This window comes from Streptomyces sp. NBC_01478, assembly GCF_036227225.1.
Lineage (GTDB): Bacteria > Actinomycetota > Actinomycetes > Streptomycetales > Streptomycetaceae > Streptomyces.
This window is the reverse complement of the sequence record NZ_CP109444.1, coordinates 1,124,214-1,143,095: the sequence shown is the minus strand read 5'-3', so window position 1 is coordinate 1,143,095 and position 18,882 is coordinate 1,124,214. Positions and strand designations below refer to the sequence as shown.

Below are 18,882 nucleotides of genomic sequence, written 5' to 3'. Positions count from 1 at the left end.
ACCACTCATGACCTCCGACCACGGCTACCCCGCCGTCCGCATGTACATCGCGGGCGAGTGGTGCCAGGGCGGCACCGGACGGACCGCCCCGATCGTGAACCCGGCCACCGAGAAGGTGATCGGCGAGGTACCCCTCGCCACGACAGCCGACCTCGACCGCGCCCTCGACGCGGCCACCGAGGGCTTCCGCACCTGGCGCGCCACCCCGATAGCCAAGCGCTCCGCGATCCTGCACACCGCCGCCGACCTGATCACCGAACGCGCCCCCGAGATCGGCCGGATCATGGCCCAGGAGCAGGGCAAGCCGCTCCGCGAGGGCACCACCGAGGCCCTGCGCACCGCCGACACCCTGCGCTGGCACATCGAGGACGCCCGCCGCGCCTACGGCCGGATCATCCCGTCCGCACCCGGTACCGTCCTCACCGTCCGCCGCGAACCCGTGGGCCCCGTCGCCGCGTTCGTGCCGTGGAACTTCCCTGTCGGCGGCCCGAACCGCAAGCTCTCCTCCGCCCTCTCCGCAGGCTGCTCGATCGTCATCAAGGCGTCCGAGGAGACCCCGGGAACCGCCGCCGCCCTGGTGGCCTGCTACGCCGACGCCGGACTCCCGGCCGGCGTCCTCAACCTCGTCTTCGGCGAACCGGCCGAGGTCTCCGCCCACTTGATCCCCTCGCGGCGGATCCGCCTGGTCGCCTTCACCGGCTCCGTCCCGGTCGGCAAACTCCTCGCGGCCCAGGCCGGCGAGGTCATGAAGCCCACCCTGATGGAACTCGGCGGCCACGCCCCGGTCATCGTCTGCGCCGACGCCGACCCGCTGAGGTCCGCCCGCAAGGCGGCACAGGCGAAGTTCTTCAACGCCGGCCAGGTGTGCACCTCCCCGAGCCGCTTCTACGTCCACGAGAGCATCGTCGACGCCTTCACCGCCGAGTTCGTGAAGGCCGCCCAGGAGGTCACCGTAGGAGACGGCCTCGACGCCGACACCACCATGGGCCCGCTCGCCAACGAGCGCCGGCTGCAGGCCATGGAGAACCTGGTTTCCGACGCCGTGGAACGTGGTGCCAAGGTGCTCACCGGCGGTCAACGCCTCGCGCGCGACGGCTACTTCTACGCCCCGACCGTGCTGACCGACGTACCGCCGGACGCGAAGCTGCTGCACGAGGAACCCTTCGGCCCGCTCGCGCCGATCGTCCCGTTCACCGACCTGGACGAGACCCTCGCCCTCGCCAACTCCCTTCCCTACGGCCTCGCCGCCTACGGCTTCACCGAGTCCGCCGCCACCGCGGAGAAGCTCTCGGACGCGCTGGAGGCCGGCATCCTCTCCATCAACCACTGCGGCGGCTCCGTCGCGGAGGCCCCCTCCGGGGGCGTGAAGGAGAGCGGCTACGGCAGGGAGGGCGGCCCCGAGGCCCTCGACGCCTATCTGATCACCAAGCGTGTCTCCCACCTGCTGGCGGGCTGAACCGCCATGAGGTACACGCGTGTTGCGGTCGGCGGCCGGGCGGTGTGGGGCCGCGTGGGGGAGGAGGACATCGAGCTGCTGTCCGAGTCCCCCCTCGACGGCGACCCCTCGGTCCTCGGCACGGTGCCGGTGGCCGACGCCCACTGGCTGCCCGTCGTCGTCCCGCCCGTCTTCTACGCGGTCGGCATGAACTACCCGCGCCACATCGCGCACGCCCGCGCCGAGACCCCGACCCGCCCCGAGGTCGGCTACCGGGCCAACAACGCGCTCACCGGCCACCGTTCACCCATCGTCAAGCCGGCCGAGGTCGAGGGCCGCTTCGAGGCCGAGCCCGAACTCGTCGCGGTCATCGGCCGAACCCTGCGGCACGCCTCCTACGACGAGGCCCGCAAGTCGGTCTTCGGCTGGACCATCGGCAACGACGTGAGCGCACGTACCTGGCAGCACCAGGACCGCTCGTTCTGGCGCAGCAAGAACAGCGACACGTTCAAGCCCATGGGCCCCTGGATGGAGACCGACGTCGACGCCCTGGCGCAGACCACGACACTCCGTGTGAACGGGGAGGTCCGCGCCTCGTTCGCCACCGGCGACATGGTCTTCGACCCCTTCGACCACATCGTCGAACTCACCAAGCACATCACCATGCACCCGGGGGACGTGCTGTGGATGGGCGCCGAGTCCACCTGCCAACTCGAACCCGGGGACACCGTGGACATCGAGATCAGCGGCATCGGTGTCCTGTCCAACCCCGTACACAGCGAAGGGAATCCGTCATGAGCAGCGCACCCCGCTACATCCACCACGTCAACTTCCCCACCACCGACCCCGACCGGACCGCCGAGTGGTACACGAAGGTCTTCGGGATGAAGCGCATCATGCCCAAGTCCAACTCCCGTGTGGTGCTGATGACCCGCGGCAACTTCGACCTCCACTTCACGCCGGTCGAGGAGATGGAGCGCATGGCGCCCTATCACTTCGCCGTCGAGGTCGACGACTGGGACGAGTTCCTCGCCCACATCACGGACCTGGGCATCCGCCACACCCGGCCGATCGAACGGCCCGAGAACCAGTCGAAGTTCTGCTACATCCACGACCCCGACCACACCATGATCGAGCTCGTCTTCCACGGTCGCCGCCCCAACTGATCCCGCGCGTACAGGAGTTCACCCCCATGCCCATCGCCGACTCCGACGGCATCTCCATCTACTACGAGCGCCACGGCAGCGGTCCGGCGATCCTGTTCGTGCACGGCAGCGGCGGCCACCACGCCGCCTGGTGGCAGCAAGTGGCCGCACTGCGCGAGGAGTTCACGGTCGTCACCGTGGACCTGCGCGGTTTCGGCAAGTCCGACTCGTCCATGCCCCAGTTCGACGGCCAGGACTTTCCCGGTGACGTCGTAGCCGTACTGGACCAAGAGGGCTTGACCGACGCCATGCTCGTCGGCCAGTCCATCGGCTCCGTCGCCGCCCTGCGTGCCGGACTGCTGCGGCCCGAGCGGGTCGGCTCCGTCGTGCTCGGCCACTCGCTGGGCGGCATCAGCCACCCCGAACTGAAGGAACTCGCCGCCGCCGACCGCGCCGAGGCCGTCAAACTGCCGGTCATCGACCGCCTGTTGACGAAGGGGTTCCAGCAGGAGCGGGCCGACCTCACCTTCCTCTTCCAGCAGATGGGCACCTTCAACGTCGCCAAGATGCAGGACCTGCGCAACCTCGACACCAACGGCCCGTCCCTGGACGACATCCGGGCCTCGGGCGTCAAGGTCGCCTTCCTCGCGGGCGAGAAGGACGCGGTGCTCAGCGTGAAGACCGTGACCCGCGCCCACGAACTGCTGGCGGGCTCGCACCTGGAGATCGTCCCGGACGCCCCGCACTCCATGTACTGGGAGACGCCCGAGAAGTACAACGCCGCCGTCGCCCACCTGCGCCGCACCCTCACCGCACCGAAGGAAGCAGCATGAGCAGCCTCACCCTGGACGCCGCCGAGGAGATCATCGACGCCGCCCACAAGCGCGCCCAGTCGATCGGGAAGGCGGTCAGCGTCGCCGTGGTGGACGCGGGGGGCTTCCCCATCGCCATCCGCCGCCCGGACGGCGCCCGCCCGCTCACCCCGGACATCGCCCGCGCCAAGGCGTACACGGCGGCCATCATGCAGCGGCCCGGCAAGATGCTGAAGAAGTGGCAGGAGAGCCAGCCCGTCTTCTTCTCCCAACTGTCCCAACTCCCGGGCGCCGCCATGCCGATCATGGCCACCGAGGGCAGCCTCACCATCAAGAAGGACGGCGAGATCATCGGCGGCCTCGGCATCGCCGGCGGCACCGCCGACGAGGACCAGCAGATCGCCGAAGAGGTCCTCGCCTCCCTCGGCTACGAACTCGAGTTCGCCGCCTGGGGCGTCGCGGGCAAGCCGGCCTCGTCCGGAAAGGACGCATAACTCATGGCGGACACGTTCAACTACCGCATCGACCACCAGGGCAGCCTGGTCCGCCCCGCCGAACTGACCGCCGCCCGCGCCGCCGGAGACCCCGAGGCGCTGAAGGAGGCGGAACTCCAGGCGGTCAAGGACGCGGTCGTCCTCCAGCGCAAGCTGCGCTCCACCGTCGTCACCGACGGCGACTTCCCCCGGGAAGACTTCCGCAGCGCGGTCTTTGACGGGGTGTCGGGTTTCCGGCGCACGGACGAGACCGACGCCGACGGCCTGGTGCGCTGGGTCGCGGAGTCCCTCCCGAAGGCCAACGGCCCGCTGCTCGCGGACTGGGCGGCACGCCTCACCGAGCTGACGGTGATCGCCCCGAAGGCCTCGCTGCCCTCGCCCGCGTACCTCGCGGCGACCACCTTCAGGCCCGGCCACGGCCCGTCCTCCGCACGGGAGTTGGGGGAGGCGCTCGCGGAGATCGTCCTCGCCGAGATCGAGCTGCTGGTCTCCAGGGGCGTACGCCTGATCCAGCTCAACAACCCTCTCCTGCTGGGCCAGTTGGCCACCGACCCGGCCGACCCCGGCGCGCTCTCCTTCGAGGACGCCCTCGCCGTCGACGCCCTGGCGGTACGCCTGGACGAGCGCCCCGAAGGCGTACGGATCGGCGTGGCTCCCGGCCCGGTCGCCCCGGCCGCGGTGGACTGGGCCCGCGCCGAGAAGCTCTACGGCACGATCGGCGCCGACCGCTGGATCCTGCCCTTCGACCAGGGCACCCCGGCCGAACTCGCCCTGGTCAAGGCCCTGCCGGAGGGCCGTGACTTCTGCCTGGGGGTCGTCGACGCGACCGTGCCCGCGCTGGAGGACATCGACACGGTGATGGCCGGGCTCGACGCGGTGGGCGAGTTCAAGGACCTGGAGGACGGGGCCGTAGCACCGTCCCGGGGCTTCGCCGACGTGGCGAGCCGGCCGCTGCTGACCACCGAGGAACAGCGCCGGAAGATCGAGCTGGTGGAGACGGTCGCCCGGTATGTCTGGGGCAACGAGTTCTGACGGGGACGGACGGGCCGGGAAGCGCTGCGACACGCTTCCCGGCGGGGTTCGTCAGAGGACCTCGGCGAAGGTCACCTTGCGGTCGGTCAGCAGTGGCCAGATCGTCCGCACGATCAGCTCGTCGAAGTGGTCGGCCGCCTTGTGCGCGTCGAAACCGTCCCGGTCGGCGTACTGCTCGTACAGCACGAAACTCCCCGGTACGTCCGCCTCGGCGTGCACCTCGTACGCCAGGTTCCCCGGCTCGGCACGGGTCTGCTCGCGCACCTTCAGCAACGCGGCCCGCACCGTGGCCTCGTCGGCGGGCTCGCAGAAGTAGCGGGCGATGACTGCGTAGGCCATGTCGTGTCTCTCCTCAACGAATCCTCAATCGGATCCTCAGCGGATCCCCGGCTCCCGGCGTCGTGGCACATGCCGTCCGGCCTGCCGATTCCAGCACGGATCAACCCTCGGCCGACCTGCGCGCGGCGCAAGCAATGCCTGCCTCCGCGGGACTGGTGGCACCGCCCTCACTTGGTGTGTTGTCGCATTCGGCCCACTGTGGCCGCTGACTGTGCAGACCGCGGACCCGCACCGCGGCGGACGAAGGAAGTGATCTTCATGCGAAGCCTGGAAACCCTCTCCGGTGGAGAGTGGGTGGCGACCGGCGAGTGGATCGAGGTACAGAATCCCGCCGACGTCCGCACCCCCCTCGCGCGCATCCCCGCCCTCGCCGCCAAGGACGTCACCCGCGCCTACGACCACGCCGAGCGCGGCTTCGCCGTATGGAAGCGCACCAGCCCCTTCGAGCGCGCCCGCGTCTTCACCGAGGCGGCCCGGCTGATCCGCGAGCGGGTCGACGAGATCGCCGCCGACGTCACCGCCGAGAACGGCAAGACCGGGGCCGAGGCCCGCGGCGAGACCCTCAAGGCGGCCGACTTCCTCGACTACTACGCGGGCCTGGCCCGCCAGGGCTACGGCACCCTCCTGCACGACGCCCGCCCCAACACCCGCGTGCACACCCAGCGCGAACCGATCGGCGTGATCCTCGTGATCAGCCCCTGGAACGACCCGCTGATCACCCCGGCCCGCAAGCTCGCCCCGCTGCTCGCCACCGGAAACGCGGCCGTGTTCAAGCCGGCCACCGAGACACCGTTGTCGGGCCTGCACTTCGCCCGCGCCCTGCACGACGCCGGACTGCCCGCCGGGGTCCTGAACGTGGTCACGGGCCGCACCGCCGAGATCGAGGAGGCGCTCCTCGACGACCCGCGCATCGTCGGCATCACCTTCACCGGGTCGAACGAGGTGGGCAACCGCATCCGCCGCCGTCTCGCCGACCGCAACGTCCGCTTCCAGGGCGAACTCGGCGGCAAGAACGCCTCCGTCGTGCTCAAGGACGCCGACCTGCCGTTCGCCGCGAAGACCGTCGTGGCCGCTTCCTTCGGACAGGCCGGACAGCGCTGCACCGCCACCAGCCGGGTCGTTGTCGAGCGGCCGGTGTACGACGAGTTCACCCGGCTCCTGGTCGCCGAGGTCGAGGCGCTGAAGGTCGGCCCGGGCAGCGACCCGGCGACCACCCTGTGCCCGCTCTCCAGCCCGAAGCAGCGCGACAGCGTCCTCGCCCACCTCGCGGGGGCCGTGGAACAGGGCGCCACCGTCCTCACCGGCGGCAGCGCGGACACCGAGGGCGACCGTGCGCACGGCTGCTTCGTCCAGCCGACCGTGCTCGCCGACGTCACCGCCGAGACGGCGATCTGGCGCGAGGAGGTCTTCGGACCGGTCCTCGCCGTGCGCGCCGTGGACGACTTCGGGCAGGCGGTGGAGGCCGTGAACGACTCCGATTTCGGCCTGGCCGCCGCCGTGTTCACCCGCGACCTCGCCTCCGCGTACCGCTTCGCGGACGAGGCCGAGTGCGGGCAGATCGCCGTCAACGCCACCACCCCCGGCTGGGACGTGCACCTGCCCTTCGGCGGCTTCCACGACTCCGGCACGGGCTACAAGGAGCAGGGCGACGAGGTCCTGCGCTTCTCCACCCGCGTCAAGACCGTCGCCATCCACTTCGGCGCGTGAGCAATTCAGTAGGACAGAGAGAGGAGGATGCCGATGGCTGACGAGACGATCGGCATCGTCGGCGCCGGCATCGTGGGCCTGGCCACCGCCCGTGAGATCGCCCTGCGCCGTCCCGGCACCCGGGTCGTGGTCCTGGAGAAGGAACACGAGGTCGCCGTCCACCAGACCGGCCACAACTCCGGCGTCGTGCACGCCGGCATCTACTACGCGCCGGGCAGTCTCAAGGCCGACCTGTGCGTACGAGGCGTATCGATCCTGCGTGAGTACTGCCAGGACCGCGGGCTGCCGTACGACGAGATCGGCAAGCTCGTCGTGGCCGTGCGCCAGGACGAGTTGGGCCGGATGGAGAACCTCTACGAGCGGGCCAGGAACAACCACGTGCCCGAACTCCGCAAGATCTCCAAGGACGAGATCAAGGAACTGGAGCCGCACGCCGGCGGCATCGCGGCCCTGCACTCCCCGCGCACCGCGATCACCGACTACCCGGCGATCGCGCGGGAGTTCGCCAAGGACATCGAGGCCTCCGGCGGCGAGGTGAGACTCGGCTTCCCGGTCACGTCCATCACCAATGTGCCGGGCGGCATCGAGGTCGCGTCGGGGCAGGAGCGTGTCAGGGTCGACCGGCTCATCCTCTGCGCGGGCCTGCACTCCGACGCCGTGGCGAAGCTCGCGCAGGACAAGAAGGAACCGAAGATCATCCCGTTCCGGGGCGAGTACATGCTCCTCAAGCCGGAGCGCACGCACCTGGTGCGCGGGCTCATCTACCCGGTGCCGGACCCCCGTTACCCGTTCCTCGGCGTGCACTTCACCCCGCGTGTCGACGGCAGCGTCGAGGTCGGCCCGAACGCCGTCCTGGCCCTGGCCCGGGAGGGCTACAAGCTCGGCCGCTTCTCCCTGAGGGACCTCGCCGGACTCGCCGCCTACCCCGGCTCCTGGAAGATGGCCGCCCAGCACTGGCGGACCGGCATCAAGGAGTACCGCGGCTCGCTGTCCGCGAAGGCCTTCATGAAGGACGCGAAGTCGTACGTCCCCGGTGTCGGCGTCTCCGACGTCGTACGCGGCGGGGCGGGCGTCCGGGCGCAGGCGCTGGATCCCGACGGCACGCTCGTGGACGACTTCCGCATCCACCAGGTCGGCCGGATCACGGCTGTCCGCAACGCGCCCTCGCCGGCCGCCACCGCCTCGATGGCGATCGCCGAGCACATCGTCGACGCGGCGTTCAGCGCCTCGTCCGCACACTGAGAATGCCCTGCGTACAGCGGTGTTTCGCGCAACTACTGCTTGCACTCCCAGCGCTCGGCAAGGCCTCTTCGCCCGCCTAGCGTTCCTTCCGTAAAGACCTTCGAGAGAAAGAGTTCCGGACATGTTCGTTGTCGACACGCAGATCCACATCTGGAAGGAAGAGACCCCGGACCGCCCCTGGGTCCCGGGCGCGCGGGAGCGCATCCGTCTCAACGGACACCGCGAGGACCCCTTCTCGTACGAGGAGGCCCTGGAGCTGATGGACGAGGCCGGCGTGAACCGGGCCCTGATCCTGCCGCCGTCCTGGGAGGGCGACCGTATCGACTACGCCCTGGAGGCCTGCGAGGCGCACCCGGACCGCTTCGGGATCATGGCGCGCATCCCGCAGAACAAGCCCGAAGAGGGCAAGGCGATGCTGGCGGACTTCGCGCAGAACCCGCATGTGAAGGGCACGCGCCTCACCTTCCACCGGCCGCAGGACCGCAACTGGATGATCGACGGCACCAACGACTGGTACTGGCCGATCGCCGAGGAGCTGCGCGTGCCGACGATGGTCCACGCGCCCATCTGGAAGCGGGAGTTGGGCGAGATCGCCGCCAAGCACCCGGAGCTGAAGATCATCATCGACCACATGGGCATCATGGCCCGCTGCGTCGACGACGCGATCGGCTACTGGGTCTCGGAGACCGCCGACCTCGCCGCCCACCCGAACATCTACGTGAAGCTCTCGGCGCTCCCGGGCTACTCCACGCAGCCGTTCCCTAACAACAACATCCAGAAGTACGTCCGCGAGATGGTCGACAAGATGGGCCCGCGGCGCTGCTTCTACGGCACCGACATCACGCGGCTGCTCGGGCACGGCATCACCTACACCGACACGATCGAGCAGTTCACCAAGCACTGGGACTTCACGCCCGAGGAGCTTGAATGGATCATGGGCCGCGGAATCTCCGAGGTCCTGAACTGGCCGATCGAGGGCTGAGGAAACACGAGAGATGACCGACACCACCAACTCCCCGGGCGCCGACGGCGGCGATGCTCTCGTTACCGCCTTCAACGCCGTCGGCGCCGACTACATCTTCTGCTCGTCGGGGTCCGAGTGGGCACCCGTCTGGGAGTCCCTGGCCCGCCGCCATCGCGACGGACTGCCCTGCCCGCAGTACCTGGACCTGACCCACGAGACCGTCGCCGTCGGCATGGCCACCGGCTACGGACTCGTCAAGCGCCGGCCGCAGGGCGTGCTCCTGCACGCGGCCCCCGGTCTGCTCCAGGGTTCGATGGCCGTGCACGGGGCGCTGCTCGCGGGCGTCCCGATGGTGGTCAGCTCCTCGGAGTCCACCACGTACGGCGACGGCCCCGGCCAGGACCCGGGCGGCCAGTGGTACCGCAACCTGTCCATCGTCGGCGGCCCGCACCAGATCGCGCAGCCCTTCACCAAGTGGTCCAACGAGGCCGCCAGCGTCCACACCCTTCCTACGATGGTGACGCGAGCGGCGGAACTGGCCTGGCGGGCCCCGGCGGGACCGGCGTACCTCAACGTCCCGCTGGAGATCCTGCTGGAGGAGTGGGACGGCCGTGAGGCCAAGCCGATCGTGGCCCCGGGCTCCACGCACAGCTCGCCCGAAGAGGTCGACCCGGTCGCCCAGTTGATCCGCGAGGCGAAGAACCCGGTCATCGTCACGGAGACCGCCGGGCGCGAGGCGGGCGGCTTCGAGGCCCTCGTCGCCTTCGCCGAGGCGTGGAACATCCCCGTCGTCGAGCCCGACTCGGCGGTCTGCGGCAACTTCCCGCGCACCCACCCGCTGCACGCCGGCAGCGACATCGGCCCGTGGATGGACACGGCGGACCTGATCCTTCTGGTCAACTGCCGCGCCCCCTTCTACCCGCCGTCGCGCCGCCCTTCCAAGGCGACTGTCGTCGTCGTCGACGAGGTGCCGCAGCGCCCGCACGTCGTGTACCAAGTCCTGTTCGCCGACAAGTACTTGGAAGGCAACGTCGCCAACACCCTGCGCCAGTTGGCCAAGCGGGCGAAGGATCTCGACGAGGCCGCCGTGGCGGAGCGCGGGGCCGCGCAGGAGGCTCGCTTCGCGGCCGAGCAGGCGGCGATCACCCAGGCCGAGACGAAGGCCGAGGGTGCCGAGGGCATCGACCCGGTGCTCGTCGCGGCCACGCTGCGAAGGCTGCTGGAGGGCAGGGACGGGATCGTCGTCGACGAGACCATCACCCACAGCCGTATCGTGAAGCGCCATGTCCAAACGGCCGACCCCGACTCGTACTTCTACGTCCAGGGCGGCCTCGGCCAGGGCATCGCCGTCGCCCTCGGCGTCAAACTCGCGGCCCAGGAACGCCCGGTGGTCCTCACCATCGGCGACGGCGCCTTCACCTACAACCCGGTCATCCAGTCGTACGACGCCTCGAACGCGTACGAACTCCCGCTGCTGATCGTGGTGTTCAACAACCGCGTCTACAAGTCGATGAATATGAACCATCGCAGGTTCTACCCCGAGGGCGCCGCCGCCGACACGGGTGAGTGGCTCGGCACCGATCTGCACCGGCTGCCCCGACTCGCCGCGTTCGCCGAGCCGTTCGGGATGCACACCGAGACGGTCGACGCACCCGAGGCTCTCGCGCCCGCGCTGGAGCGTGCCCTCAAGGCCGTGGCCGCGGGCACCACCGCCGTCGTCGACGTCCTCGTCACCCGCTGAACCAGGAAGGCACCCGCCACCATGTCCGACACCGCAACGCCCAAGCCGGGCAAGGTACTTGTCGCCGCCGACGACCTGCGCACCTTCTCCGCCGCACTCCTGGAGAAGGGCGGTCTGAACGCCGAGCAGGCGCGCACCACCGGCGACGTGTTCGTCTGGGCCGCGCTGCGCGGCGTCGACTCGCACGGCATCGCCCGCGTCCCCGCCTACCTGGAACTCCTCGCCAAGGGCGTGGCCAACGCCGATGCCGACATCAGGATCGAGTCCACCACCCCGGCCGCCGCCGTCCTGGACGCCGACCGCGCGCCCGGCCCGGTGGCCCTCAGCGCCGCCGCCGACGAGGCGGTAACCCGCGCCAGGATCAGTGGAGTTGCCGCCGTCGGGGTCCGCCGCACGGTCCACACCGGCGCCATCGGCTACTACGTGTCGAAGATCGCCGAGCAGGGTCTCGTCGGCATCGGCTATGTCTCCGGGATGCCCAACATGGGCTACACCGGCGTCAAGGGCGCCGCCGTGGCCACCAGCCCGCTCGCCATCGCCGTACCGGCCGACGCCCACGCACCCCTGCTCCTCGACATGGCCACCGCGACCATCGCCCTGGGCAAGATCCGCCAGGCGAAGGCGAGCGGCACCCCGCTGCCCGAGGGTGCGGCGGCCACCGCCGACGGCACGCCGACCACTGATCCCGAACTGGCCGTCATGCCACTGCCGTTGGGAGGCGCCAAGGGCTCCGGCATGTCCCTCGCCTTCGAGCTGCTCACCAGCGTGCTGGTCGGTGCGCCGATCTTCGCCGCGTTCCACTCGGACGATCCCCAGGGCCGCAAGCACCGCCAGAACGCCCTCCTCATCGCCCTCGACCCGGCGGCCTTCGGCGACCCGGCCGCCTTCACCGAGGCGGTCGACGGAACGCTGGCCACCCTCAAGCGACTGCCTCCGGCGGACGGCGCGGAGGGCGTCTTCTACCCCGGTGAGCGCAGCGCGGCGGTCGCCGAGGGGCGGGGTGCGAAGGGCATCCCCGTCGCGCCCAAGGTGTGGCGCGAACTGACCGAGGCGGCAGGGAAGTTCGGCCTCACTCCGCCGGAGCCGGTGCCCTCGGCGTGACCCAACGGCACTTCGCCGACCGTCCTGGAGGAGGACGGTCGGCGAAGTGCGTTGTCCGCGCGGGTGGTTCAGCCCGTGCCCACGGCCTCCCGTACCTGACGGGCGATCAGGGCGTAGGTCTGCAGCGCCCGTTCGTCGTCCGTGCCGTCGTAGCCGTGGTCGGCTCCGGCGACGTCGACGTGCTCCACCAGAGCGCCCGCCGTACGCAACCGGTCGGCGTAGCGCACGCCTTCGGCCTTGAGCAGGTCGTACTCCGCCGTGACGACCAGCGCCGGTGCGATGCCCTTGAGGTCCGCGGTGTCCGACGGATGGGCGGGCGACACCAGCCGGTCGGCACGCACCGTCGGATCCGGGACGTACGACGTGTCGAAGACCTCCGCCATCCAGGGCCGCAACACCGGCTTGGCGATGGCGGACCGCTTGTCCTTCGCGCTGGTCGCGAGGTCCAGCGGCGGATAGTGCAGCACCTGGAGCGCGATCGAGGGCCCGCCCTCCTCCAGCGCCTGCCGCGCCACCGCCGCCGCGAGCCCGCCCCCGGCGCTCTGCCCGCCCACGGTGAGCCGCTCGCCGTCCCAGCCCTGCTCCCCGCCGTGCTCCGCGATCCACCGGACCACCTCGAAGGCCTGCCGGGTCGGCGCGGGGAAGGGGTACTGCGGCGCGACGACGTAGTCCACGTTGACCACGACGACACCCGCCTCCGCCGCGAGGAAACGGCACAGGGGATCGTCGAGTTCGGTCAGCGGAACGACATAGCCACCGCCGTGGAAGTTCACGTGCACCGGCGGAGGCGGCCCCTCTCCGGCGGGCAGATACACCGTGGCGCGCGCCGGGGCGATGCTCGTCGGGATCGTCAACTCCCGTGTCCGGCGCGGGAATTCAGGAAGCCGCTGATGCGAGGAGGCGGCGGAGCCGCGCCCGCTCGGGCGCCGGTCGGCCATCACGGAGAGACGCTGCAGGGACTTGGCGGCGAAGGCGGCCACCGCGGGCCGGGCCAGGAGGGACATGCCGCTCCATTCGTGATTCGTGGAGTGCGCTCGACGAGGGGAGCCCGGTCGCCAGGTTTTCGATCGACAGGATTCCTGGCAATGGGTAGGGCGACGATAACACGGGTGTATTTCGGGCGGAGGGTGCGATCGGCGCTGTTGAGGGGGTGTTCCTCGCGGTGCCGACTCGGGGCGATCGGAGGGTGTCCGCGCAGAAGGGGGTGGCGGCCGGCCCGTCACCGGTGTCGGACGGGCCCGTCCTGTTGGCCGTGTTCACAGCAGGGCCCGTGCGGTGCTGCCGACGGGGACGGAGTGACCGTCGCCTGAGCCGTCACGCATGCCGCGCGCTGTGCCGTCTCGAGCATCTCCTCGCTGTCGGTCGCGGCGTCCGCCAGGCTCGCGCAGCACACGACGAGCAGCACGGCGCCCGCGACGAACGGCAGGGCCCGGCGCGGGGGAGGAGGCGCGAGCAGTGCCCGCACCCGCTGCGGCACCGCCCCGCCGGTCGCGGCCAGCGCCGGGCGGGAACGGTTCGCCGAGGTGGCGAGCGCGGCCCGGCCCACGGCATGGGCGACGACCGTACGATCGCCGACGCGCACCGCCGCCTCCTCGTCGGCCCAGCGCTCCAGGACGAAGCCGCCCGCGTGGGACAGCGGTCGCAGCAAGGGATTCGCGGCGGCGGAGAGCCGCCAGAGGGTCTGGAAGAGATGGTGCCGACCGCGCAGATGTGCCCGCTCGTGGGCGAGCAGCGCCTCGCGTTCGCGGTCGTTCAGACAGCGCAGCATCCCGCGCGACACCACGATCCGCCCGGGCGCCCCCGGCAGCGCGAACGCCTCCGGGACCTCCATGTCCAGAACGGCCAACTCCGTGTCGCCGGGCAGCAGTCGGCACTCGCGACGGGCCCAGCGCAGATGCCGTAGCTGACGTGCGGCGGCGACGGTGAGACCCGTGAGGGACGCGAGGAGGGCGAGTGCGGCGGCCCCGGCGACGGTGAGGTGGACCGGGTCGGAGGCGCGCACGGCCGCGACCGACCACCGGCCCTCCTCGGCGACCTCGGGGAGCTGCACCAGCCCGGCGAATGCCAGCAACGCCAGCGAACCCAGCCAGCCCAGCGACGCCACCAGCGCGGCGGAGGCCAGTGACCAGGCGGCCGGGCGCGGCGCCAGCCGGCGGGCGGCGCGGGGTGCGAACACCGCGAGGACCATGGTGATCAGGAGGGGGACGTACACGCTGATCAGCACCGGCTCACGGTCCTTCGTCGGTGCGGTCGGTGCGGTGCGGCCCGTCGTGCCCTGCGAGCAGTCGCTGCAGCAACTGCTCGTCCTGCGCGGAGAGTTCGGAGACGAAGCGGGTGAGCACCGCCTCACGGTCGGTGCCGTGCTCCAGCAGGGAGCGCATCCGGTCCGCGGTGTGCGTCGCCTCGTCCCGGGCCGGCGCGTACGCGTACCCGCGGCCCGCGCGGTGCCGGACGAGCATCCCCTTGTCGTACAGGCGCGACAGGATCGTCAGCACGGTGGTGTACGCGAGGTCTCCCGGCAGCCGCTCCCTGACCTGGCGCGCGGTCTGCGGCTCGTCGGCCCCGTAGAGGGCGGCGAGAACCCCGCTCTCCAGCTCACCGCGTGCCCGCCTGCCGGACGTCGCACCCGGCTCGTCGCTCTTCCGGTCCTGCACTGTTCACCCCACCGCCTTTCGCCGCTCGACGGCACAGCCTACTCGTCGACCTACTACGGCCTGTAGAAAGTGCGCCAAGGGCTTTGCGGATCCGAACTCCTACATGTTGTACGAGCTTAACTACTACATGTTGTAGAGTTTCGCCGCTCCACTCCACCTGCGGAGGAAAAAGCCCATGCCCCACCTCGGAAGTACGGTGCATCTGCGTGCCCTCGCGGCCGCCACCCTGCGCCCCCGGCAGACGACCCCGCCCCGCCGTCCGCCGTCGGCCGAGCGGGTCGTGATCGTCTCCGCGAGCGTCGGAGCCGGTCACGACGGCGCCGCCGCCGAACTGGAGCGGCGGTTGGTGGCGTCCGGCCTCACGGTCGACCGGTTCGACCTGCTGGACGTGCTGCCCGCGCGGCTCGGCCGGCTGGTGCGGGACGGCTACCACCGGTTGCTCGTCCGGGCGCCGTGGGCCTACCAGCGGATCTACAGCAGCACCGAACGCGCCGGAGGCGGCGGCCTTCTCGCGCGAACCCTGCTGCGCTCCGCCGAGGAACGGCTGCTGCGCGCCCTGCCCGCGGACACCGGCGCCGTCGTGTCGACCTACCCGGGCGCGAGCCGGGTCCTGGGCAACCTCCGGCTCGACGGCCGGCTGCCCGCGCCCGTCCTCACCTACCTCACCGACTTCTCGGTTCACCCGCTGTGGGTGGCCGACGGCGTCGACGTCCACCTCGCGCTGCACGCGGTGCCCGCCGCGCAGGCCCGGGCCGCCGGTGCGCGCGACGTCCGTGTGTGCGGCCCGGTCGCCGACCCGCGCTTCCGCCCCGTGGCCGCGCCGGAACGCGCCGCGGCCCGCGCCCGCTTCGGCCTGCCCGAGAATGCTCCTCTCGCCTTGCTGGTCGCCGGTTCCTGGGGCGTGGGCCCGGTCCGACAGGTCGCCCGTGACCTGCGCGACTGCGGCGCGGCCGTACCGCTCGTCGTCTGCGGCCGCAACGGGACACTGGCCGACCAGCTCCGCGCGGACGGCATCGAACACGTCCACGGCTGGGTCGACGACATGCCCGGCCTGATGCACGCCGCCGACGTCCTGGTCCAGAACGCGGGCGGCCTGACCTCCCTGGAAGCCTTCGCCGCGGGCCTGCCCGTCGCCAGCTACGGCTGCATACCCGGCCACGGACTGACCAACGCCGCCGCCCTGGACGAGGCGGGCGTCGCCGCGTGGATCCGGGACCCGGCCCAACTCAAGCACGTCCTGGGCGAGTTGATCGACGGCCCACGGGGGCTGTTGCAACGGGAGGCGGGCCTCGCCCTGTTCGCGGGCAACCCCCACGGCCCGGACCGCGGCCCGGCCACCGAGACGGCCGGAATCTGCCGCACGGGCACCGGCCCCCTTACCGCCGCGCCCGCAGCCAGACGGACCACCCGTCCCGCCGCCCGGCGCCTCGCGACCACCACCGCCCTGGCCTGCGCGGTCTGGGCGGGCGCGGTCGGCACAGCCGTCGCCACGACCGAGAGCGGCCCGGGCCTGATGCACGCGATAGGACAGGGCTTCGACCTCGACAACCCGGGCCATGCGCACCATGCGGGGCACCTGTCCCACGAGGGTTACGCGAAGGGGCGCCACGCGTGAACGCCGTAGGCCTTGTCCTTGTGGCCGCGTGCGAGGTGCCGTGCCTCCATGTCTCCGCGCACACGACGTCCGTCGCGGGTCGTGAGAAGGGCCCTCTCTCGTGACCGCCACCCGTTTCCTCCGTACGACCGCCCGCGTTGCGCTCCCCGCACTCCCGATTCTCGCCGCCGCGTACGCCGCTCCCGTCCTCTCCACCTACGGTCCGCTGCGCAACCGTGTCATGCCCCGCCTCGCCGGCCGCGGCCGGCCGGACCACGTGGCGCTCACCTTCGACGACGGGCCTGACCCGCTGTCCACCCCGCTGTTCCTGCGCCTGCTCGACGAGCGCCGAGTCCACGCCACGTTCTTTCTCCTGGGCAGCCAGGCGGTACGCGCCCCCGGCCTGGTCCGCGAGATCGCCGCTGCCGGACATGAGATCGCCGTTCACGGGTGGCTCCATCGCCCGCTTCTGCTGCGCGGGCCTCGCGCCACCTGCGACGACCTGGCCCGCGCCCGTGACACGGTCGGCGACCTCACCGGGCGCACACCACGGCTCTTCCGCCCGCCCTACGGCGTGATGTCGACCGCCGCCCATCTCGCGGCCCGCCGCCTGGAGCTCACGCCGGTGCTGTGGACGGCCTGGGGCGAGGACTGGCGGGCGCGCGCCACACCGGAGTCGGTCCACCGGACCGTCACCGAGGACCTGCGCGGCGGCGGCACGATCCTGCTGCACGACTCCGACTGCACCTCGGCACCCGGTTCCTGGCGCGCCACCCTCGGTGCCGTGCCCCGCATCCTCGACACCTGCGCGACACGGGGCCTCGCCGTGGGACCGCTGCGGGAGCATGCTGTGGATCCGCTCTGAAGTTGACAATATTGTTGGCGTTCCCGGTCGCCGGAATTTACGTTCGCAAGTACCTAGACCAGGGAGCCCCCCATGCTTTCGAACGCCATGAACCGTCGGACCTTCCTCAACGGATCGCTGACCGTCGCCGCGACGGCCGCGCTCGTCGGAACCGGGACCGGCGCCCACGCGGCGGACCGCGAAACCACCGGAACCCCGCTGACGGGCCCCCTCCGGATCGACACCGGCCGGATCTCCGGAGTGGCGTCCCTGGTCTCCGGCGTCACCGTCTTCAAGGGCCTGCCGTACGCGGCGACCACAGCGGGCGCCAACCGCTGGCGCCCGCCGCAGCGGGCGAGTTCCTGGACCGGCGCGCGCGTCGCGGACACCTTCGGGGACATCTGCCCGCAGCAGACGATGAGTTCGGCCTCGGTCACGATGAGCGAGGACTGCCTCAACCTCAACGTCTGGACCGGAGCCGCGAGTTCACGCGAGAAGCGCCCGGTCCTGGTCTGGATCTACGGCGGCCGGTTCACCGGCGGCTATGCCTCCGACCCCGGCTTCGACGGCGCGGGCCTCGCCGCCAAGGGCCTGGTCGTGGTCACCCTCAACTACCGCACCGGCGCGTTCGGTTTCCTCTCCACCCCCGAACTCGGCGCGGAGTCCGGCCACCAGGCGTCCGGCAACTACGGGCTGCTCGACCAGATCGAGGCCCTGCGCTGGGTACGGCGCAACATCGCCGCGTTCGGCGGCGACCCGGACCGGGTGACGATCGCCGGCCAGTCGGCGGGCGGCGCCTCCGTGATGCACCTCATCTACTCCCCGCTCGCCAAGGGCCTGTTCCAGGGCGCGATCTCCGAGAGCGCCGGCGCCCGCGCCACCGGCGACCCCGAAATCGCCGCGCTGGCAGCGTCGTACCGCACCCTGGAGACGGCCGAGAGCCAGGGAACCGCCTACGCCACGGCACTCGGCGCCACCACGCTCGACGCTCTCCGCGCACTGACCGTCGACAAGTTGATGGCGGGCCAGAACGCGAACGACACCACGGTCAGCGGTCCGGTGAACGGCAACCCGCCGGAGTTCCGCCCGGTCCTCGACGGCTGGGTCAAGCCCTGGACGTACGAACAGGCCCTGGCGGGTGGCCACTTGAACGATGTACCCGTGCTGGCCGGCGGCAACAAGGACGAGAACGGCGCCTCCCCGAGCCCGACCGTCAAGCTCGCGGACTACCTCAGCACCGCCGAGAAGGAGTACGGCACTCTCGCCGACGAGTTCCTGACTCTCTACCCCGCCACCACCGACACGGAGGCGGGCCAGGCCCGCAACGCCTCCGCCCGCGAGGGCTCGCGCGTCTCGGCGAACCTGTGGGCGGCCCAGTGGGCGAAGACGGCCAAGAGCCCGGTGTTCACCTACTACTGGGAGCACGTCCCGCCGGCGGCGACGGGGCCCAACTCCCGTGGTGCCTACCACGGTTCGGAGATCAACTACGTCTTCGACAACCTCTACGCCACCAACCTCCCCTGGACCGACGCCGACCGTGCGGTCGCCGACACCCTGTCCGACTACGTGGTGAACTTCGTGACCCACGGCGACCCGAACGGCCACGGCCTCACCCGCTGGCCGGCGGCGAACCACCGCTTCGCGACCACGATGGAACTCGGCGACCGGTTCGGCACTCTCGCCTTGGCGGACGCGGCCAAGGCGGACTTCTTCGAGCGGTTCTTCGCGAGCCAGAAGCGCTGGTGACATCGGCGCCGGCGGTGTCCGGCCGGTGAAGT

18 protein-coding genes are annotated in these 18,882 nt (G+C 71.2%); 14 read left to right on the top strand and 4 right to left on the bottom strand.

The annotated features are described in order from the left end of the window. Positions 1 to 7 precede the first annotated feature (7 nt). Genes OG223_RS05125 through OG223_RS05100 form a run of 6 tightly spaced genes read left to right on the top strand, consistent with a single transcriptional unit; the run spans position 8 to position 4,918 of the window. Positions 8 to 1,456, top strand: a complete 1,449-nt coding sequence (locus OG223_RS05125; RefSeq protein WP_329242999.1) for an NAD-dependent succinate-semialdehyde dehydrogenase — start codon at positions 8 to 10, stop codon at positions 1,454 to 1,456. A 6-nt stretch (positions 1,457 to 1,462) separates the two neighbouring features. After that, positions 1,463 to 2,233 carry a fumarylacetoacetate hydrolase family protein gene (locus tag OG223_RS05120; protein WP_329242996.1) on the top strand — a complete coding sequence of 257 codons (771 nt, stop codon included), beginning with the start codon at positions 1,463 to 1,465 and terminating at the stop codon, positions 2,231 to 2,233. Then, positions 2,230 to 2,601, top strand: a complete 372-nt coding sequence (locus tag OG223_RS05115) for a VOC family protein (protein WP_043663869.1) — start codon at positions 2,230 to 2,232, stop codon at positions 2,599 to 2,601. Before OG223_RS05120 ends, OG223_RS05115 begins: the two co-directional genes overlap by 4 nt. Before the next feature lie 26 nt (positions 2,602 to 2,627). After that, positions 2,628 to 3,413 (top strand): alpha/beta fold hydrolase, encoded by a 786-nt coding sequence (locus OG223_RS05110; protein WP_329242990.1) that lies wholly within the window; start codon positions 2,628 to 2,630, stop codon positions 3,411 to 3,413. Then, on the top strand, positions 3,410 to 3,886 hold the full coding sequence (locus OG223_RS05105) for a GlcG/HbpS family heme-binding protein (protein WP_329242988.1): 477 nt from the start codon (positions 3,410 to 3,412) through the stop codon (positions 3,884 to 3,886). Before OG223_RS05110 ends, OG223_RS05105 begins: the two co-directional genes overlap by 4 nt. A gap of 3 nt (positions 3,887 to 3,889) precedes the next feature. Beyond that, positions 3,890 to 4,918: a methionine synthase II (cobalamin-independent)-like protein gene (locus OG223_RS05100; RefSeq protein WP_329242984.1), complete on the top strand. Its 1,029-nt coding sequence runs from the start codon at positions 3,890 to 3,892 to the stop codon at positions 4,916 to 4,918. 51 nt (positions 4,919 to 4,969) lie between these two features. Here the strand turns inward: OG223_RS05100 and OG223_RS05095 are convergent, their stop codons facing one another. Next, positions 4,970 to 5,257: a putative quinol monooxygenase gene (locus tag OG223_RS05095; RefSeq protein ID WP_329242981.1), complete on the bottom strand. Its 288-nt coding sequence runs from the start codon at positions 5,255 to 5,257 to the stop codon at positions 4,970 to 4,972. 258 nt (positions 5,258 to 5,515) lie between these two features. On the opposite strand from OG223_RS05095, the gene OG223_RS05090 reads away from it, so the two are divergent. From OG223_RS05090 to OG223_RS05070, 5 genes are all read left to right on the top strand, one after another. Next, complete coding sequence (locus tag OG223_RS05090) at positions 5,516 to 6,964, top strand: aldehyde dehydrogenase family protein (RefSeq protein WP_329242979.1); 1,449 nt, start codon at positions 5,516 to 5,518, stop codon at positions 6,962 to 6,964. Positions 6,965 to 6,997: 33 nt separating this feature from the next. Continuing rightward, on the top strand, positions 6,998 to 8,206 hold the full coding sequence (lhgO, locus tag OG223_RS05085) for an L-2-hydroxyglutarate oxidase (protein ID WP_329242976.1): 1,209 nt from the start codon (positions 6,998 to 7,000) through the stop codon (positions 8,204 to 8,206). A 121-nt stretch (positions 8,207 to 8,327) separates the two neighbouring features. Further along, positions 8,328 to 9,188 carry an amidohydrolase family protein gene (locus tag OG223_RS05080; protein ID WP_329242973.1) on the top strand — a complete coding sequence of 287 codons (861 nt, stop codon included), beginning with the start codon at positions 8,328 to 8,330 and terminating at the stop codon, positions 9,186 to 9,188. Between the two features lie 13 nt (positions 9,189 to 9,201). Next, on the top strand, positions 9,202 to 10,911 hold the full coding sequence (locus tag OG223_RS05075) for a thiamine pyrophosphate-dependent enzyme (protein WP_329242971.1): 1,710 nt from the start codon (positions 9,202 to 9,204) through the stop codon (positions 10,909 to 10,911). A gap of 21 nt (positions 10,912 to 10,932) precedes the next feature. After that, positions 10,933 to 12,012, top strand: coding sequence for an Ldh family oxidoreductase (locus OG223_RS05070; protein ID WP_329242968.1), 1,080 nt, complete (start codon positions 10,933 to 10,935; stop codon positions 12,010 to 12,012). Between the two features lie 68 nt (positions 12,013 to 12,080). Here the strand turns inward: OG223_RS05070 and OG223_RS05065 are convergent, their stop codons facing one another. The 3 genes from OG223_RS05065 to OG223_RS05055 all read right to left on the bottom strand — a co-directional run bounded on the left by OG223_RS05065 (position 12,081) and on the right by OG223_RS05055 (position 14,666). Further along, positions 12,081 to 13,016, bottom strand: coding sequence for an alpha/beta hydrolase fold domain-containing protein (locus tag OG223_RS05065; protein ID WP_329242965.1), 936 nt, complete (start codon positions 13,014 to 13,016; stop codon positions 12,081 to 12,083). Between the two features lie 215 nt (positions 13,017 to 13,231). Beyond that, a complete protein-coding gene (locus OG223_RS05060; RefSeq protein ID WP_329242962.1) occupies positions 13,232 to 14,236 on the bottom strand; it encodes a M56 family metallopeptidase in 1,005 nt (334 codons plus the stop codon). Between the two features lie 4 nt (positions 14,237 to 14,240). Next, on the bottom strand, positions 14,241 to 14,666 hold the full coding sequence (locus OG223_RS05055; protein ID WP_329242959.1) for a BlaI/MecI/CopY family transcriptional regulator: 426 nt from the start codon (positions 14,664 to 14,666) through the stop codon (positions 14,241 to 14,243). A 175-nt stretch (positions 14,667 to 14,841) separates the two neighbouring features. On the opposite strand from OG223_RS05055, the gene OG223_RS05050 reads away from it, so the two are divergent. The 3 genes from OG223_RS05050 (at position 14,842) to OG223_RS05040 (ending at position 18,850) form a co-directional block, all read left to right on the top strand. Further along, positions 14,842 to 16,281 (top strand): glycosyltransferase, encoded by a 1,440-nt coding sequence (locus OG223_RS05050; RefSeq protein ID WP_329242957.1) that lies wholly within the window; start codon positions 14,842 to 14,844, stop codon positions 16,279 to 16,281. Between the two features lie 100 nt (positions 16,282 to 16,381). Further along, on the top strand, positions 16,382 to 17,125 hold the full coding sequence (locus OG223_RS05045) for a polysaccharide deacetylase family protein (RefSeq protein WP_329242954.1): 744 nt from the start codon (positions 16,382 to 16,384) through the stop codon (positions 17,123 to 17,125). 72 nt (positions 17,126 to 17,197) lie between these two features. Next, the gene (locus tag OG223_RS05040; RefSeq protein ID WP_329242952.1) at positions 17,198 to 18,850 is read left to right on the top strand and encodes a carboxylesterase/lipase family protein; all 1,653 of its coding nucleotides are present in this window, start codon (positions 17,198 to 17,200) and stop codon (positions 18,848 to 18,850) included. Positions 18,851 to 18,882: the final 32 nt, after the last annotated feature.

Coding starts and splice junctions, on each gene's coding strand:
- OG223_RS05080 (WP_329242973.1), top strand. CDS start 8,328: ATGTTCGTTGTCGACACGCAGATCCACATCTGGAAGGAAGAGACCCCG.
- OG223_RS05050 (WP_329242957.1), top strand. CDS start 14,842: ATGCCCCACCTCGGAAGTACGGTGCATCTGCGTGCCCTCGCGGCCGCC.
- OG223_RS05095 (WP_329242981.1), bottom strand. CDS start 5,257: ATGGCCTACGCAGTCATCGCCCGCTACTTCTGCGAGCCCGCCGACGAG.
- OG223_RS05040 (WP_329242952.1), top strand. CDS start 17,198: ATGCTTTCGAACGCCATGAACCGTCGGACCTTCCTCAACGGATCGCTG.
- lhgO (WP_329242976.1), top strand. CDS start 6,998: ATGGCTGACGAGACGATCGGCATCGTCGGCGCCGGCATCGTGGGCCTG.
- OG223_RS05105 (WP_329242988.1), top strand. CDS start 3,410: ATGAGCAGCCTCACCCTGGACGCCGCCGAGGAGATCATCGACGCCGCC.
- OG223_RS05120 (WP_329242996.1), top strand. CDS start 1,463: ATGAGGTACACGCGTGTTGCGGTCGGCGGCCGGGCGGTGTGGGGCCGC.
- OG223_RS05075 (WP_329242971.1), top strand. CDS start 9,202: ATGACCGACACCACCAACTCCCCGGGCGCCGACGGCGGCGATGCTCTC.
- OG223_RS05115 (WP_043663869.1), top strand. CDS start 2,230: ATGAGCAGCGCACCCCGCTACATCCACCACGTCAACTTCCCCACCACC.
- OG223_RS05065 (WP_329242965.1), bottom strand. CDS start 13,016: ATGTCCCTCCTGGCCCGGCCCGCGGTGGCCGCCTTCGCCGCCAAGTCC.
- OG223_RS05070 (WP_329242968.1), top strand. CDS start 10,933: ATGTCCGACACCGCAACGCCCAAGCCGGGCAAGGTACTTGTCGCCGCC.
- OG223_RS05110 (WP_329242990.1), top strand. CDS start 2,628: ATGCCCATCGCCGACTCCGACGGCATCTCCATCTACTACGAGCGCCAC.
- OG223_RS05100 (WP_329242984.1), top strand. CDS start 3,890: ATGGCGGACACGTTCAACTACCGCATCGACCACCAGGGCAGCCTGGTC.
- OG223_RS05125 (WP_329242999.1), top strand. CDS start 8: ATGACCTCCGACCACGGCTACCCCGCCGTCCGCATGTACATCGCGGGC.
- OG223_RS05090 (WP_329242979.1), top strand. CDS start 5,516: ATGCGAAGCCTGGAAACCCTCTCCGGTGGAGAGTGGGTGGCGACCGGC.